General features: G+C 57.4%; 15 protein-coding genes and 1 tRNA gene. 7 read left to right on the forward strand and 9 right to left on the reverse strand.

From position 1 onward, the window contains the following. Positions 1-71 precede the first annotated feature (71 nt). From lpdA to NC979_RS22290, 3 genes are all read right to left on the reverse strand, one after another. The gene (lpdA, locus tag NC979_RS22280; RefSeq protein WP_190516183.1) at positions 72-1,508 is read right to left on the reverse strand and encodes a dihydrolipoyl dehydrogenase; all 1,437 of its coding nucleotides are present in this window, start codon (positions 1,506-1,508) and stop codon (positions 72-74) included. A gap of 230 nt (positions 1,509-1,738) precedes the next feature. Next, complete coding sequence (locus NC979_RS22285; RefSeq protein ID WP_190516186.1) at positions 1,739-2,539, reverse strand: TrmH family RNA methyltransferase; 801 nt, start codon at positions 2,537-2,539, stop codon at positions 1,739-1,741. Between the two features lie 48 nt (positions 2,540-2,587). Beyond that, positions 2,588-2,671: transfer RNA gene (locus NC979_RS22290), tRNA-Leu, on the reverse strand. Between the two features lie 206 nt (positions 2,672-2,877). Between NC979_RS22290 and murA the strand changes: the two genes are divergently transcribed. Further along, positions 2,878-4,230, forward strand: coding sequence for a UDP-N-acetylglucosamine 1-carboxyvinyltransferase (murA, locus tag NC979_RS22295; RefSeq protein ID WP_347403896.1), 1,353 nt, complete (start codon positions 2,878-2,880; stop codon positions 4,228-4,230). 2 nt (positions 4,231-4,232) lie between these two features. Here the strand turns inward: murA and NC979_RS22300 are convergent, their stop codons facing one another. Then, the gene (locus tag NC979_RS22300; RefSeq protein ID WP_255524791.1) at positions 4,233-4,355 is read right to left on the reverse strand and encodes a hypothetical protein; all 123 of its coding nucleotides are present in this window, start codon (positions 4,353-4,355) and stop codon (positions 4,233-4,235) included. A 41-nt stretch (positions 4,356-4,396) separates the two neighbouring features. On the opposite strand from NC979_RS22300, the gene NC979_RS22305 reads away from it, so the two are divergent. Next, positions 4,397-5,788 carry an FAD-binding oxidoreductase gene (locus NC979_RS22305; protein ID WP_190516188.1) on the forward strand — a complete coding sequence of 464 codons (1,392 nt, stop codon included), beginning with the start codon at positions 4,397-4,399 and terminating at the stop codon, positions 5,786-5,788. A gap of 46 nt (positions 5,789-5,834) precedes the next feature. Here NC979_RS22305 and NC979_RS22310 read toward each other — a convergent pair whose 3' ends face one another. Continuing rightward, positions 5,835-6,656, reverse strand: a complete 822-nt coding sequence (locus tag NC979_RS22310; RefSeq protein WP_190516191.1) for a pentapeptide repeat-containing protein — start codon at positions 6,654-6,656, stop codon at positions 5,835-5,837. Between the two features lie 159 nt (positions 6,657-6,815). Here NC979_RS22310 and NC979_RS22315 point away from each other — a divergent pair, with 159 nt between their 5' ends. Both NC979_RS22315 and NC979_RS22320 read left to right on the forward strand, forming a co-directional pair. After that, on the forward strand, positions 6,816-7,553 hold the full coding sequence (locus NC979_RS22315) for a phosphodiester glycosidase family protein (RefSeq protein WP_347403897.1): 738 nt from the start codon (positions 6,816-6,818) through the stop codon (positions 7,551-7,553). 84 nt (positions 7,554-7,637) lie between these two features. Further along, on the forward strand, positions 7,638-8,093 hold the full coding sequence (locus tag NC979_RS22320; RefSeq protein WP_347403898.1) for a hypothetical protein: 456 nt from the start codon (positions 7,638-7,640) through the stop codon (positions 8,091-8,093). Positions 8,094-8,103: 10 nt separating this feature from the next. On the opposite strand, the gene NC979_RS22325 is transcribed toward NC979_RS22320, so the two are convergent. The 3 genes from NC979_RS22325 to menA are packed head-to-tail and all read right to left on the reverse strand — an operon-like array spanning position 8,104 to position 11,382. After that, entirely contained in the window at positions 8,104-9,519 is a 1,416-nt protein-coding gene (locus tag NC979_RS22325) for an AMP-binding protein (protein WP_190516196.1), read from the reverse strand. Further along, positions 9,504-10,481, reverse strand: coding sequence for an o-succinylbenzoate synthase (locus NC979_RS22330; RefSeq protein ID WP_190516198.1), 978 nt, complete (start codon positions 10,479-10,481; stop codon positions 9,504-9,506). Before NC979_RS22330 ends, NC979_RS22325 begins: the two co-directional genes overlap by 16 nt. Then, positions 10,471-11,382: a 2-carboxy-1,4-naphthoquinone phytyltransferase gene (menA, locus tag NC979_RS22335; RefSeq protein WP_190516200.1), complete on the reverse strand. Its 912-nt coding sequence runs from the start codon at positions 11,380-11,382 to the stop codon at positions 10,471-10,473. The genes NC979_RS22330 and menA overlap by 11 nt, the downstream gene beginning before the upstream one ends. Positions 11,383-11,608: 226 nt before the next feature. Here menA and NC979_RS22340 point away from each other — a divergent pair, with 226 nt between their 5' ends. Then, entirely contained in the window at positions 11,609-11,986 is a 378-nt protein-coding gene (locus NC979_RS22340) for a single-stranded DNA-binding protein (protein ID WP_190516203.1), read from the forward strand. Positions 11,987-12,194: 208 nt separating this feature from the next. On the opposite strand, the gene NC979_RS22345 is transcribed toward NC979_RS22340, so the two are convergent. Next, entirely contained in the window at positions 12,195-12,575 is a 381-nt protein-coding gene (locus NC979_RS22345; RefSeq protein ID WP_190516205.1) for a DUF1823 family protein, read from the reverse strand. Between the two features lie 252 nt (positions 12,576-12,827). Here NC979_RS22345 and NC979_RS22350 point away from each other — a divergent pair, with 252 nt between their 5' ends. Together NC979_RS22350 and NC979_RS22355 are read left to right on the forward strand one after the other, a co-directional pair. Beyond that, positions 12,828-13,061: a hypothetical protein gene (locus tag NC979_RS22350; protein ID WP_190516207.1), complete on the forward strand. Its 234-nt coding sequence runs from the start codon at positions 12,828-12,830 to the stop codon at positions 13,059-13,061. Between the two features lie 75 nt (positions 13,062-13,136). Beyond that, positions 13,137-14,048, forward strand: coding sequence for an alpha/beta fold hydrolase (locus tag NC979_RS22355; RefSeq protein WP_190516209.1), 912 nt, complete (start codon positions 13,137-13,139; stop codon positions 14,046-14,048). The last annotated feature ends 78 nt before the right edge of the window (positions 14,049-14,126 follow it).

Genomic DNA, 14,126 nt, shown 5'->3' on the forward strand with positions numbered 1-14,126 from the left:
GGAGCTATTCTTGCCCCTAGGCCTACCCCCTAAAACTGGGGCAGGCGGTGGGCAATGCCCACCCTACGCATTTAGGCCGACACTACTACCGCCCGTTTAAAGGCTTCGTCGAGCACTTCCGAGAGGGTGGGGTGGGTGTGAACGCAGAACGACAGTTCAGTTACGGTCTGGCCGTTGGCGATCGCATTGGCTGCTTCCTGAATCAGATCCGCCGCGTGCATACCAATGATGTGGGCACCGAGAATTTCGCCGGTGTCTTTGCGGTAGATCACCTTGGCTAGCCCATCGCCCTCACCCTCGGCTAGAGCCTTAGAGTTGCCCTTAAAGTAGGTCTTCACGGTGTCGATGGCAAAGCCTTCGGCCTCGGCTAGGGTCTTAGCGGCGGGTTCCGTCAACCCCACAAAGCTGACCTCGGGGTGGGTAAAGGCCGCCGCCGGAATGCTGAGGTAGTTGATCTGGCGCGGTTCGCCGCAGATGGTTTCTACTGTGAGAATTCCCTGGGCTGAGGCGGCGTGGGCCAGCATCATTTTGCCGGTGGCGTCACCGATCGCCCACAGGTGGGGCACCGGCTGGCCATCCCGCAGCACTTGCAGATGGTCGTCCACCGGAATGAAGCCGCGGCGATCGGCCTCGACGCCGACCTTTTCTAAGCCCAAATCTTTGGTCGCCGGGATGCGCCCAGTGGCCACTAGGCAAGCGTCAACCTCCAAGGTTTCGACCACTTCGCGGGTTTCGCGATTGGCCAGCTCGATCACCACCGGGGTGCCAGGGATGACTTTCTGGGCAATCACTCCAGCGCGGGTTTCGATGTCGCGGGGGGCAATCAGCACCCGCTGGGCAATCTTGGCGATGTCGGGGTCGAAGGTGGGCATCAGCTGATCCAGCGCTTCGATGATGGTGACTTCGCAGCCTAGGGCAGTATAGACATCCGAAAACTCCAGGCCGATGTAGCCGCTGCCGATAATGGCGATCCAGTCGGGCAGCCAGTCGAGCTTCAGGGCTTCGTCGCTGGTGAAGACGGTTTTGCCGTCGGTCTCAATGCCGGGGGGCACAAAGGGCACCGAGCCGGGAGACAGAATGATGTCTTTGGCCGTCACAATTTTTTCGCCATCGGGGGTGGCGATCGCCGCTTTCTGCTCCCCCGCCAGCCGCGCCCAGCCCTTGATGATGTCAACTCCTAGCCGGGTGAGGCTGTTGGTCATGTCGCCCTGGATCTTGCTGACCAAGTTTTTGGCGTGGTCGGCGATGGCTTCGCGATCGTAGGTGACATTGCCGACCGAAATGCCTAGGGACTTGAGGTGGTGTTCGTTGCGCAGCTCTCGCACGCGGCCCGACGCTGCCAGCAGCGCCTTGGAGGGAATGCATCCTCGGTTTACGCAGGTGCCTCCCATCACATCAGCTTCAACAATAGCCGTCTTTAACCCCCGCTTCACCGCGTGCAGGGCGGCCCCGTGACCCCCTACCCCAGCGCCAATAATCAGCAGGTCGTAATCAAATGCGTCGCTCACAGCAGGCTCCTGAACAGGTAATCCAATAATCTAAACAGGGTTGATTCAAGCTAAGTCGTAGGAGGATTCTGCCCTTAGCCTAGCGGCAAATGTGGGCCAGAGACAGGGGTCGTAGAGTATGGATGCTACGACAAACAAAGTTTCTTTTCATTCTTGACCACCGAGAGCAATCAGACAAGCCGGGGAGGGTGATGGGGTAGATGGGTATTCAAGTGGTTGGGTGATCAAGCTTACTCTCCCACTTCCCTACTCTCCCACTCCCGCTGTCGCCGTGCCTCGTAGAGCAGCAGTGCCGCCGAAACCCCTACGTTGAGAGACTCTACGGCTCCGGCCATGGGGATGCGCACCTGCACTGTGGCCTGACGCTGAAGGTCGGCTGACAGCCCGGCCCCCTCATTGCCCAGCACAATCACCGTGGGTTTGGTGAAATCTACGGCCCAGTAGTCTGTGGTGGCGTAGGAGCTAGTGGCCACCAACTGCACCCCAGCCTGATTCCAGTTTGTCAACAAGGAATTCAAATCATCCACTACCGCCAGGGGCAGCCGAAACCACTGGCCCGCTGAAGCTCGCAGCACCCTGGGATGGTCGGGGGCCACGCTGTCGGCGCTCAACCACAGACCATCGACCCCAGCCGCTACCGCCGTGCGAATAACCGTGCCCAAATTGCCGGGATCTTGAAGGGTTTCTACCACTAGCCCAATACCTTCGAGCTCAGGTTTGGGCAGGTGCAGGAGTTGGGGTGCGATCGCCACTACCCCATCGGGATGCTGGGTCGTCGCCATGCCCTCTAAAACAGCGTCAGACACCGGCTCGACCCGCTCGGCCCGCTGCTCTAGTTCCAGCATTAAATCGGGGTGGGCTTGCTGCCAAGCAGGGGTGTAGCAGGCGATTTCAATCGGATAGTGGGTGGCGAGGGCTTCCTGAATTAGGTGGGTGCCCTCTAAAAGAAATTGGCCCTGCGATCGCCGCGCCTTGGCCTGGTGTAGCTTCCTAAAAAGTTTAACCAGGGGATTTTGCAGGCTCGTAAGCATGACGTAATCCCCTGGTTAATCGTTTGACTGTCGCCGTCGACTATGAGATGCGGAACCCGGGACTTGAACCCGGAAGTTATTGCTAACACTAGGACCTGAACCTAGCGCGTCTACCAATTCCGCCAGTTCCGCTGGCCGGGCGTTATTACCGCCGCGATTTGTAATCATGCACTGAGTTTGTGTCGAAGTCAAGCGTGTAAAAAAAGATTTCGCGATTTTAAGCGAATCAGCTATCCTGATGTGGCCAAGCCCGGCAAATAAGTCTTGACTACTGTGGCGAAATTGATGATTTCGAGTAGGATCTAGACGAAATTTGGGAAAAGGTGGAGTTATCAGTCGTGGAGGACACCGCTATCGTTACGTCCATTGGTTTACCTAACCCTGTAGCCGCTGCCGAAGCGGATGGTGCTGTCCTTGAAATTACCGGCGGTACTCCCCTAAGAGGCCAAGCCACCATCAGCGGAGCCAAAAATTCTGCCCTGGTGGTGATGGCCGGTACCCTGCTCTGCTCACAGCCCTGCCGCATTCGCAATATTCCTCACCTGATGGATATTGAGCGGATGGGGGAGGTGCTCACCGCCCTCGGGGTAGGCCTGAAGCGCGAAGACGATGCCCTGGTGGTAGACGCCACCACCATTGCCCATACCAAAGCGCCCTACGACGTGGTTAGCCGTCTGCGAGCTAGCTTCTTTGTCATCGGCCCGCTGCTGGCCCGCATGGGGGTAGCGCGCATTCCTCTGCCCGGCGGCTGCGCGATCGGAGCTCGCCCAGTGGAGCTGCACGTGCGCGGGCTTCAGGCTATGGGTGCCGATGTGCACATTGAGCACGGCACCGTGCACGCCTATGTACCCGGCAGCGGTGGACGCTTGCAAGGGGCCAAAATTTATCTCGACTACCCCAGCGTGGGAGCCACCGAAACCCTGATGATGGCGGCTACCCTGGCTGACGGCGAAACCATTATTGAAAACGCTGCCCAGGAGCCTGAAGTCACCGACTTGGCCAACTTCTGCCGAGCCATGGGGGCACGGATTCGTGGCGCGGGCACCAACACTATCACTATCGTTGGGGTGCCCAGCCTGCACAGCACTGACTATGGCATCATTCCCGATCGCATTGAGGCCGGCACCCTGCTGGTGGCCGGGGCCATCACCCGCTCTGAGATCAGCCTATACCCGGTAATTCCTGAGCATCTCACCGCCGTGATTGCCAAGCTCCAAGAAATTGGCGGGCAGGTCGTGGTCGATGGCCCCAGTCGCGTGCGCTACGTGCCCTCCCATACCATTGCCCCCACCGACATTCAAACCGGGCCGTTTCCGGGCTTTCCCACCGATATGCAGGCCCAGTTTATGGCCTTGATGGCGGTCTGCGAAGGCAGTAGCCTGATCACCGAAACGGTGTTTGAAAATCGCCTGCGCCACGTGGCCGAACTCAACCGCATGGGGGCTGATATTCGGCTCAATGGCAACTGCGCCATTATTAAGGGCGTTCATCAGCTCTCGGGGGCTCCGGTGCTGGCCACCGACCTGCGAGCTTCGGCTGCTCTAGTGCTGGCCGGTTTAGCGGCCAAGGGCACCACCACCATCCAGGGTCTGCACCACCTCGATCGCGGCTATGACGACCTCGAGGGTAAGCTCCGACTGCTGGGAGCCAACCTGCGTCGCTATAACGACGGCTCCGTTCCCGCTATTTAGCGCTAGGCGCTGACGGCGATCGCATAGGGGGCCAGGGTAGGAAGCTGCCCTGGCCCTTTGCTTTTAGGGCGATAGTTGGAGCGGCGATCGCACTCTTTTATACAGATCAGCCGCCCAACCGGCACCTTACACTAGCAACAGCAATCTTTTACCGGTTGACTCGTCTATGACCCTGGCTCGCCCTGCTACCGACTGGGATGCTATAGCCCAAGCTTTTGGGGCGATCGAAACGATTCGCGACCCCAACCAGCGCGAAAAACTCTCCAAGGACTACTACTATTTCAGCCCAGTGTTGCAAGGGCAGCTGGCCGACCTAGTAGCCGATTTGATCGTGCGTCCTACCAACGAGGCAGAAGTGCTGGCGGTGGCCAAGGTCTGTGTTGAGGCGCGGGTGCCCGTCACCGTGCGAGGGGCAGGCACCGGCAATTACGGCCAGTGCATTCCTTTAGAGGGCGGGGTAGTGCTCGACCTGAGCAAAATGAACGCGGTGAAGCGGGTCGAGCCAGGGGTGGCCTGGGTAGAGCCGGGGGCTAAACTCTCAGCGATCGACAAAGTCACCCGCGAAACCGGCTGGGAACTGCGGATGTATCCCTCTACCTACCGCACGGCAACCATTGGCGGGTTTATTGGCGGCGGCAGCGGCGGCATTGGGTCGATTAGCTATGGGCAATTACGCGATCGCGGCAACCTCAACGCCGTACGCGTGGTCACCTTTGACGATAATCCTCGCGTCATTGAGCTGCGGGGCGACGAGGTACAGAAGGTTAACCACGCCTACGGCACTAACGGCATTATCACCGAGCTAGAAATTCCCTTGGGGCCAGCCTACCCCTGGTCCGAGGTGATTGTGGCCTTCGACGACTTTATGACCGCTGCTCACTTTGGCCAAGCCTTGGGCGATGCTGACGGGCTGATCAAAAAGCTGATCAGCATTCACGCCTGGCCAATTCCCAGCTATTTTGCGTCTCTGAAACCCTACCTGCCCCAGGGCAAAGCGGCGGCGCTGCTGATGGTGGCCGAGCCTTCCTTGAAACTATTCGCGGAACTGGTGCAGGAATTTGGCGGCACCATCACCTACAGCAAATCGGCCCAGGAGGCCAGCAAAGGCGCACCTCTGGCGGAGTTCACCTGGAACCACACCACCCTCCACGCCCGCAGCGTTGACCCATCGCTTACCTATTTGCAAACCCTGTTTCCCTACGATCCCAAGTTGGAACGGGTGCAGCACTTCTATGAGCACTTTGGCGACGAGGTGATCATGCACCTGGAATACCTGCGCATGGGGGGCAACACGATTCCGGCGGCGCTGCAGATTGTGCGTTACTCGACCCCCGAGCGGCTGGCGGAAGTTATTCGCTACCACGAAGACAACGGGGCGCTGATCGCCAACCCCCACACCTACCTGCTTGAAGACGGCGGTATGAAAAAGGTAGATGCGGTGCAGGTGAACTTTAAAGCTGAGGTTGACCCCTACGGGCTGCTCAACCCCGGTAAAATGCGCGGCTGGCTAGAGCGAGGTAAGGCGTTGCCCCATGGTTCTTCCCCCGCATCCAACTAAACGTTTAGGGTTGTCTGCCGCCGCACAACTTTGCCGTTGGCTGTTTTTACCGACCTATTGCTTTCGAAAAATCGGTATTTTTTAAGTTCCCCTGGTCAAATTGAGCATTGGTTAAATTGGCCCCTCGAAACGAGGTGCCAATCAGCTGGCTGACCCCGTGGCCCACTGCCCGTAGCGAGCAGATGGCAAACCATACATAGACCAGCGACAAAGCGCCTAAGCAAACGCCCCAGATGTACTGTCTAGCGCTCAAATGGGCGATCGCCGCAGTCCATATTAAAAAGGAGAACCCATAGGCAGCAATTGCGCCCATGGCAGGAATGAAAACTCTCATGGGCTTCTTAGCCATCAAACTGAAGACGATCGCGAGGCTGGCTCCGGCAATTGCACCTGCGATCGCAGCCTTAAGATTTTGGTCAAAGTAGCTGCCAAGGTAGAAAAAGCCTGCCAATGCCGCCGAACAAACGCCAGATAGATACAGTCCTGCTCGACTAGCGCTGACATCCCGCCCGACTAAAGCGCGGCTCGCCGAACCAGTCCCTGCCACTCCTGCAAAGATGTGCAGCATGACGACAGACATCCAGGCCGATTGCTCTGGCGTCTGCCCCAAAGCGCCAAAAACCATTTGGCTCAGCCCATAGGCAAGCGCTAAAGCAAACGCTCCAGCCACCATAAGCGGTAAAAACACTTGGCGACGGGTTTGTCCTGTTCGAGCGCGCTCAAAATTAGCCCCCACTAGTTGGGCCTGGCCAAAGTCACAGCCTCGAATATCAGAACCTCTAAAATCAGCACCACTTAGGTTTCTGCCCCTAAAGGAGCGGTTGCGTAAATCCCGATTGCTAAAATCGAGGGAATCCAAACCACCCATACGCTATCTGTGCTGAAACGAGTAAGACGACAATGGCAGTTAATAGTCGCAACAGTGCTGCTGCTGCCTTTGATTTTATATGCACAGCTCTGTTTTCAGCGCCCCCCTCAAACGCTTGCTCAGCAAACCCTTTTCCCCGGAATTAGCTATCAGCGGAGCGTGCATTCTTCTCCTCGCCCCTACATCCTGCATCTCATTACCCTTGATTTGACAACCCCTGGCATCCGAGCCTTCACTACTGCGGGCAGGCCTACAGAAAATCGGGGCGAGACCACGGCACGGACAACGTCAGAATTCTTGCAGGAATTTAACCTGCAGCTGGCAATCAATGCCAATTACTTCTATCCGTTTCGTGAAAAGGCTCCTTGGGACTTCTATCCCCACAGGGGCGATCGCGTCAACGTGGTAGGCCAAGCTATTGCCGATGGCACTGCCTATGCTTCTGCTGAGGCAGATTGGCCAGCCCTCTGTATTTCCCCAGCTAATCGGGCCCAAATTTTGGAGACAGGCGAATGTCCTGTCGGTACTGCCCAGGCCGTTGCAGGCCGAGATCTGTTAATCCTTAATAACAACCCGGTTGCTCTTAGTGAGTCCGAGTCGGATCAGCCCTACTCTCGTACGGCAGTTGCTGTGAACAAGACGGGGGAGACGCTATGGTTGGCCATCGTCGATGGTAAGCAGCCTTTTTACAGTGAGGGCATTACCCTGGCAGAGCTAACCGAAGTCTTCAAGCAGCTTGAGGTTGACACGGCGCTCTGTTTAGATGGTGGGGGTTCATCCACCTTAGTCGTCAAAACCGGGTCAAGGCCAACGGTTCTAAATGCTCCTATTCATACCAAAATTCCAATGCGGGAGCGTCCGGTGGCTAACCATTTAGGGTTTTACGCTCAAACGTAATGTCTCTGCCCCAAACCCGCAGGAAATTTTAGCAGCGGTGCAATCAATCCTGTAGCCTCAATTCTGTTGCCATTTAAACGTCCTGTGCTCATAGAACGTCCATTTACCGATGAAGACCGAGTTGAGTCGCTGAAGGCCGCGGTGCTGGCCGGTGTTGCGGCGGGAATGGTTGCCGCTGGGCTGCTGTTGGCCCACCGAATGCCCGCTGTGGGATTTGGCACTGCCGTGGCATCCCTTAGGGCAGGACTTAGCGGCAGCACCTTTTGGATCAGTGCGGCGATCGCGGGTCTCTCCGGTGGCCTTTTCGGCATCACCTATCGCTACGCCGTGCGGCAGGACGACAACCCTCAGCTGAAAGCTGGGGTGGTGCTGGCCTTTAGCCTGGTGCGCGGGCTGGCCCTGGTGAATGTGGCGGCGGCGGTGAGTTTGCAGGGCTGGCCGTTTGCGGTAGCGATCGCAGAAAGCCTGCTGATATTCGCCGCCGCCGCCGTCAGCTTAGAGCTGGCGCGGCAGCAGAATTGGATAAAACCTGTGAAATGAGTCAGGAATTTTAGGAGTCCATGCCCAGAATTTTTTGAGCGAGGGCCTGGGCCTGGGGGCGACTGAGTTTGCCCTGAGCGGTCTTAGGTAGGTCGCTGACGAGAATCCACTGCTTGGGCAGTTTGTAAGCGGCCAACAGCGATCGCAGTTGCTCACGTAGATCCGGCAGTAGTTTTAGGGAATCCATCACCACCAGGGCACAGAGCCGCTGACCCCAGCGATCGCACGGCAACCCTACCACACAGGCATCGCTCACCCAGCCCGTCGCCAGCAGCACCGCCTCAATGTCTTCGGGGAACACATTCTCACCGCCGGTAATAATCTTGGTGCTGCTGCGGCCAACAATATATAGATAGCCTTCGTTATCGACATAGCCAATGTCATCGGTGACGAAGGGTACTCCCCCCGTAGGGTGGGCACTGCCCACCACTGAGGAACCTGGTTTGCTGAAACCATCCCGATATCCCAGGGCTAAGGATTTAGCCTGAATAATCACCCGTCCCGCTTGCCCCGATCGCTGAGGCTGGCCTTGGTCATTAAAAATAGTGAGATTGACGTGGGGCAGTGGTCTGCCGCTGCTGCGGTGCCCCGCCAAAAATTCCTCGGGTAGGAGGGTGGCGACCTGAGCAGCGGTTTCGGTCATGCCGTAGGTGAGGGCGACGGGAATTTGAGCGGCTTGGGCCTGATCGAGGAGCGATCGCCCCGCCGGAGCGCCCCCCAGCAACACCGCTCGAAAACTTCGCAGCCACGGAATGAATTCACTACCCAAAGCCAGCAATTCTTGTAGCTGAGTTGGCACCAGCGAGATGAACCCGCCGGGTTTCAGCAGCAACCGTTCTCCGCTTTTGAGTTGGCTGTAGGATTGCAGCGCCAGCTCGCCCCCCGAAGTAAGCACCCGCAGAGCCTGCATCAACCCGCTGACGTGGAACAGCGGCAGCACGCAGTAGGTATGCACGACCCCCACTCCAAAGTGAGCCTGAAACCCTTTAATAGAGACGTTTAAAGTCTTCCAGCTGTGCACCGCAAACTTGATCTGCCCAGACGAGCCGCCTGTGGGAATGAGAATTTGCCCCGGCTGACTTTCCACAACTTGGCAGGGATAGCCCCTGATTCCCGGCCAGATCGGGGCATCCCAGCGAGGGTTGACTAAGGCTTGTAGCTGATGACGCTCGCGATCGCCCCAGCGAGGGTTAGCCAACACCACGGTGCAACCCTCCGACCAAGCCGCCAGACAGGCCGCCAAGAACTGGATCGGATCAGGCTCGGCAAGCAAGATGCCGGGGCAGTGTGAGCCACAGGATTTTCTGTACTCAGCAAAAACAGGGATAAGTTTGCTTAAACGCTGCCAAAACTCTTGATTACTGGGGCCGATCAGCCAGTCGTCGTCCCACCGAGTTTCGAGCAGCGCGCTTAAAGTCTCTCCCATAGCTCGGCAGGGGTGAGGGTATCCCAGTTGTCGGCAAACCACCCCTGGGTACCAAAGCCCAGAGCTGGGGCCGGGGCTGGAGAACAACGGGCGGCGATCGCCAAGGCAGCCCGTCGTCCGATTGCGGTTTCAAAAGCAGTGGAAAAGACGAGACGGGGCTGATGCTGTTGGCAGAAGGCTTCTAGTTTCTGGGGCGAGCCAGCGATCGCTGGTTTGACCACAAACACCCCCCGCCAGCCTTGATCCCAACAATTCTCTAGCTGAACCACCGTAGCGACCGATTCATCGAGAGCGATCGCGGTTTGATATCGCTCCCCCAACGCTGTCATCACCGCTAGCTGATCGGGCGGCAGCGGCTGCTCTAAATATTCAATAGTAGCCAGTTGAGGATTGGTGTTGACGCGATCGCAGGCCACCAACCATTGCTTGGCTTGGGCCAAACTCAGTCCCCCATTGGCATCTAGCCGCAGCCGAGCGTCGAGAGGAAGGGCTTGTACCAGCTGATTTAACCAGTGAATTTCATCAGTGATGGGGTGCACGCTAATTTTCCACTTCAGGGTGCGATGGCCCTGGGCAAAGCGCTGGGGGGCGATTGCTAAAGCCCTCTCACCAGCGGGCAGGAGGCCGCAAATAGTTGTGCTCGTCGGTTCCTGCCAAACATCAGAATTTTCTGCTGCTAACTCTGCCATTGCAGATTCCAACCCAAACTGGGTAGCAGGCAAATCAGCGGGAATGGGCGGCGATCGCCACTCACCCCCCTGAGCCTGGCAAAACGCTAGCGACTCGGCCATCGATTCGCTGCCAAACCAAGGAATTGGGGTCACCTCGCCGTAACCCACGCGCCCCAAACCATCCTTAAGGCGAATTAACAGCCCCTCTCGCCACATCCAAGGGCCATGAGCCGTTTGCAATGGCTGAGCAAACCGCCGTCGGTAAGGGCGAACCGCTAGCTCAACCCCCATAGGCGCCTAGCCAAAACCCTAGGCTCAGTAGCACCCCGCTCCAAGAGTGAAAGCCAATGGCAAAAAACTTGGCGTTGAAGACCCGCTGGGGCTGGTCGTGGTAGCGGGTGACGTGGCGACTCAGCCGCCAGGCCGACAGCAGGCTACCAAACACCAGCGCCGTCCAGATGGGGAATAGCCCAAGCAATAGGCCAAGGGCGGCAATCGCAAACACAAGCCCACAGGTCCACGGAATCAGCGCCGCCCCTCGCTTCGTGCCCAGACGCACAATGGGCGATCGCTTGCCTGCCGCAATATCATCATCCACCTGGTGAAAGTGGGAGCAAAACAGCACCAGAGTCGTGGTCAGCCCCACCATTACCCCTGCCATTTGGCTGCCCCAAGACCAGCTCTGGGTTTGGCTATAGTAGGCCGCCCCCATCGCCAGGGGGCCAAAGCTAAAAAAGCACAGCACTTCCCCCAGCCCCTGGTAGCCCAAACGAAAGGGCGGTCCCTGGTACATGTAGCCCAGCCCGCAGCAGAGCAGGACGATCGCTAGCACGGTGGGGTCTTGCTGGGCCAGGGCGATCGCCACAATGCCAGCAATGCCTAAGCCCAAACACAGGTTTGCCAAGGCAAAAACCAGCCGCCGATTGCGCGTCAGGTTAACGACAGAATGCGCTTTATTAACATCAATGCCGGTCTCCGAGTCAAACACATCATTACTGAGGTTTTCCCAGGCCAAAATAAGCACCGCCGCCAGCAGAAATAGCGCAAAAATACCGCTGTCAAACTGGCCTGTTTCAGCGTAAGCGATCGCGCTGCCCACCACCATCGGCATGATGGCAACGCTATACATAGGGGGCTTTATAGCCGCTAGCCAGAGTTTGCGGTCAGCTTGGTTTACCGATTGGGTGGTCATAGCACTGTAATTCCTTCAGGCCTAGCATATCGCTAAGCTGGGCCATGGCCGAAGCCAGCTTTACAATCGCCACTTTTCTAACGCTGCTAAATATACGTAGGCACTAGTCTAAAAAGTTACGTGAAAATCCATAGCAAATTGTGAATTTAGCTTGTGCATATTAAAGCCACAGGCATCTGTCGCGTCGGGCGGGGTCTAGTGCATCTACTCTAAGGAGGCCCCAGCTATGTCCAGTCGCGGATTAAATCTGTGCACCCTATCCGGCAATGTCGCCGCCGACCCTCAGGTGCGTCACGTTGAGCGCAAAACCGGCGGCAGCGCCCAGGTAGCCGAAATGACTATCTACGTCGATCGCATCCCCAGCCGCAAAGATAACGACAGCTTTACCGTTGACATCAGCGTGTGGGAAGGCTCCCCCGCCTGGCGCAAGCTTACCCACGTGAAAAAGGGCTCGCTAATTATCGCCAGCGGTGCGATCGACGCCTCTCCCTACGTCAGCAAAACTGACTCCCAGGCGCGGGCCGGGCTTCAGCTCAAAGCTACCGACATCTTTCTGGATTCTTCTCCCAAAGTTGAAGAACCTAAACCAGAAAGCGAGTTTTAACTATTGAGTTATTCTGCTAGCCTTTGGCCAAGCGGCAACCCTCACGCCACAGGTTGCCTTCGCCAACGTCCCTAGCAGAACCAAGATCCACGGAGAGAGCGCCGTGGGTTGAGAGCGAGGATGCGGGTTTAACCGCATCCTTTTCTAATTTTGGGCTGTTAATTTTGAGCGATCGGTGGCTGAACCGTTGATAGCTGAGCGAAACCGTTCAGGCATTGTCTTTAGCAGCGAAGCCGTCTGTGGCCTGCTGCTGGCGGTAGCTGAGCAGCCAGCTCACCATCGTTGCCCGCCGCGTCAGTCGAGGCACTAGCTGGTCGATGCTATACCCCTTGAACCCCAATTCTTCCTTAAGCAGCTGCTTGTACTCCGGCGGAATCGACCGAGTTAGTTGCACCGTTGCTGGGCGACTCTCGATAAAGTTTGGCGGCTCTGGGTATTTCTCGGCCCAGGCTGGCGCCACCGCCGAGCTATCCCAGCCATTAGAAATTTCTTGGTAGCCCAGGCTGCGCCACACCAGACAGTTCACGGTGTCGTCGTCCAGCTCATCGTTGAGAATGGCCCACAGAGTATCGTCGGTTAATGGAGGCATAGAAAGTTATCCACCTGGCTAACTGCCACTGGGGTTGTGCCCACCCCTACCAATTTTAAGCCCTAGCCCAGCAGCCCTGAATTGCGCGCTGTGATTGGGATCCCGTCGCCTTGGCCTACTACTCACTGCCTTTTGCGCCCATCCACTTCTCTATCCCGTCACATCCTGGCCCCAAATCACACCTAATGATCACAACCATTGGTTAGTAACTGTGCTACCGATCGCCATGCCCTTAGCCTAGAGGACCTTACCATGCAACGCCCCCGTCGCCCCCATCACGTGCTCAGCCTCACCTTCAGCCTGATCAAGTATTTCCTATTTGGGCTAGCGGGCTGCACCATTGCTTACGTCATCGCCCTGGTGCTCGACTTATCCTTCGTAGCTGCGGCAATCGTGTTCTTTCTAGAACAGGTGTTGGCGCGATCGCTCGTTTTGCTGGGCTGCCTGTGGGCGATCGCCGTGATCCACGAGTCAGCCAGCTCCTAGCCCTGGCCGAATTCCCAACCTTTTCGCTATTGTAAAGGAGTATTAAGCAGACTGACTTCTTCGAGAGCTACCGCTGTGACGACTGCCCTGGCTATTCCCGACGTTAAAACCTGGCAATGGCAGGGGTTTTCCATTCGCTACCAACACATTGGCGGTATGGGTGCCCCGGTGCTGTGCATCCACGGGTTTGGGGCGTCAAGCGATCACTGGCGTAAAAATCTGCCGGCCTATGGCGAAAATTTTCAGGCCTATGCGATCGATCTAATTGGTTTTGGCTTTTCTGACAAACCCACTCCCGGCCAACCTCTGCCCTACACCTTCGAGACCTGGGGCCAGCAAATTCTGGACTTTTGCCGTGAGGTGATTGGTCAACCTGCTTACTTGGTGGCCAACTCCATCGGCTGCATTGTGGCTCTCCAGGCCGCTGTAGATGGGTCTGAGTGGGTCAAGGGCATAGTGATGCTCAACTGCTCTATCCGCCTACTGCACGAGCGGCGGCGGGCCGAAATTTCTTGGCACCAGCGCCTTAGCACTCCCGTAGTGCAGCAGCTGCTGGGCTATTCCCAGGTGGGTCGCTTCTTTTTCTCCCGCATTGCCCAGCGCAAGGTGATTCGCAATTTGCTGGGTCAGGCCTATCACCGCCCTGAGGCTATTACCGACGAGCTGGTTGAGGCCATTCTTGGCCCCGCCCTCACCGAGGGGGCTGCCGACGTGTTTCTGGCCTTTGTGCGCTACTCCCAAGGCCCGCTGCCCGAAGATTTGCTGCCCCAGCTTCAGTGCCCGGTATGGATTATCTGGGGCCAGGACGATCCCTGGGAGCCGGTGGCTATGGGTCGCGGCTTGGCAAACTATCCAACAGTTCAATCGATGGAAGAACTCCCGGGTGTGGGCCACTGCCCCCAGGACGAAGCCCCCGAGCTAGTCAATCCGTTAGTGCTAGGCTGGTTGAGCCAGGCTGAATTGCCCGCTGAGAGAAAAAATTCCTAAGTACTCTGCCTAGGGATGCGGGAAACATTTCGCCACTTTAGACAGGTCGGATTTGCCCGATCGCGCTGTTACTAATCT

This window comes from Leptolyngbya subtilissima AS-A7 (assembly GCF_039962255.1).
GTDB lineage: Bacteria > Cyanobacteriota > Cyanobacteriia > Phormidesmidales > Phormidesmidaceae > Nodosilinea.

Bases quoted from the DNA above. Each gene is read 5' to 3' on its own strand.
- NC979_RS22325 (WP_190516196.1), bottom strand. From the start codon at position 9,519: ATGGGAGAGACTTTAAGCGCGCTGCTCGAAACTCGGTGGGACGACGAC.
- NC979_RS22330 (WP_190516198.1), bottom strand. From the start codon at position 10,481: ATGGGGGTTGAGCTAGCGGTTCGCCCTTACCGACGGCGGTTTGCTCAG.
- NC979_RS22345 (WP_190516205.1), bottom strand. From the start codon at position 12,575: ATGCCTCCATTAACCGACGATACTCTGTGGGCCATTCTCAACGATGAG.
- menA (WP_190516200.1), bottom strand. From the start codon at position 11,382: ATGACCACCCAATCGGTAAACCAAGCTGACCGCAAACTCTGGCTAGCG.
- NC979_RS22310 (WP_190516191.1), bottom strand. From the start codon at position 6,656: ATGGGTGGTTTGGATTCCCTCGATTTTAGCAATCGGGATTTACGCAAC.
- NC979_RS22350 (WP_190516207.1), top strand. From the start codon at position 12,828: ATGCAACGCCCCCGTCGCCCCCATCACGTGCTCAGCCTCACCTTCAGC.
- NC979_RS22305 (WP_190516188.1), top strand. From the start codon at position 4,397: ATGACCCTGGCTCGCCCTGCTACCGACTGGGATGCTATAGCCCAAGCT.
- NC979_RS22340 (WP_190516203.1), top strand. From the start codon at position 11,609: ATGTCCAGTCGCGGATTAAATCTGTGCACCCTATCCGGCAATGTCGCC.
- NC979_RS22285 (WP_190516186.1), bottom strand. From the start codon at position 2,539: ATGCTTACGAGCCTGCAAAATCCCCTGGTTAAACTTTTTAGGAAGCTA.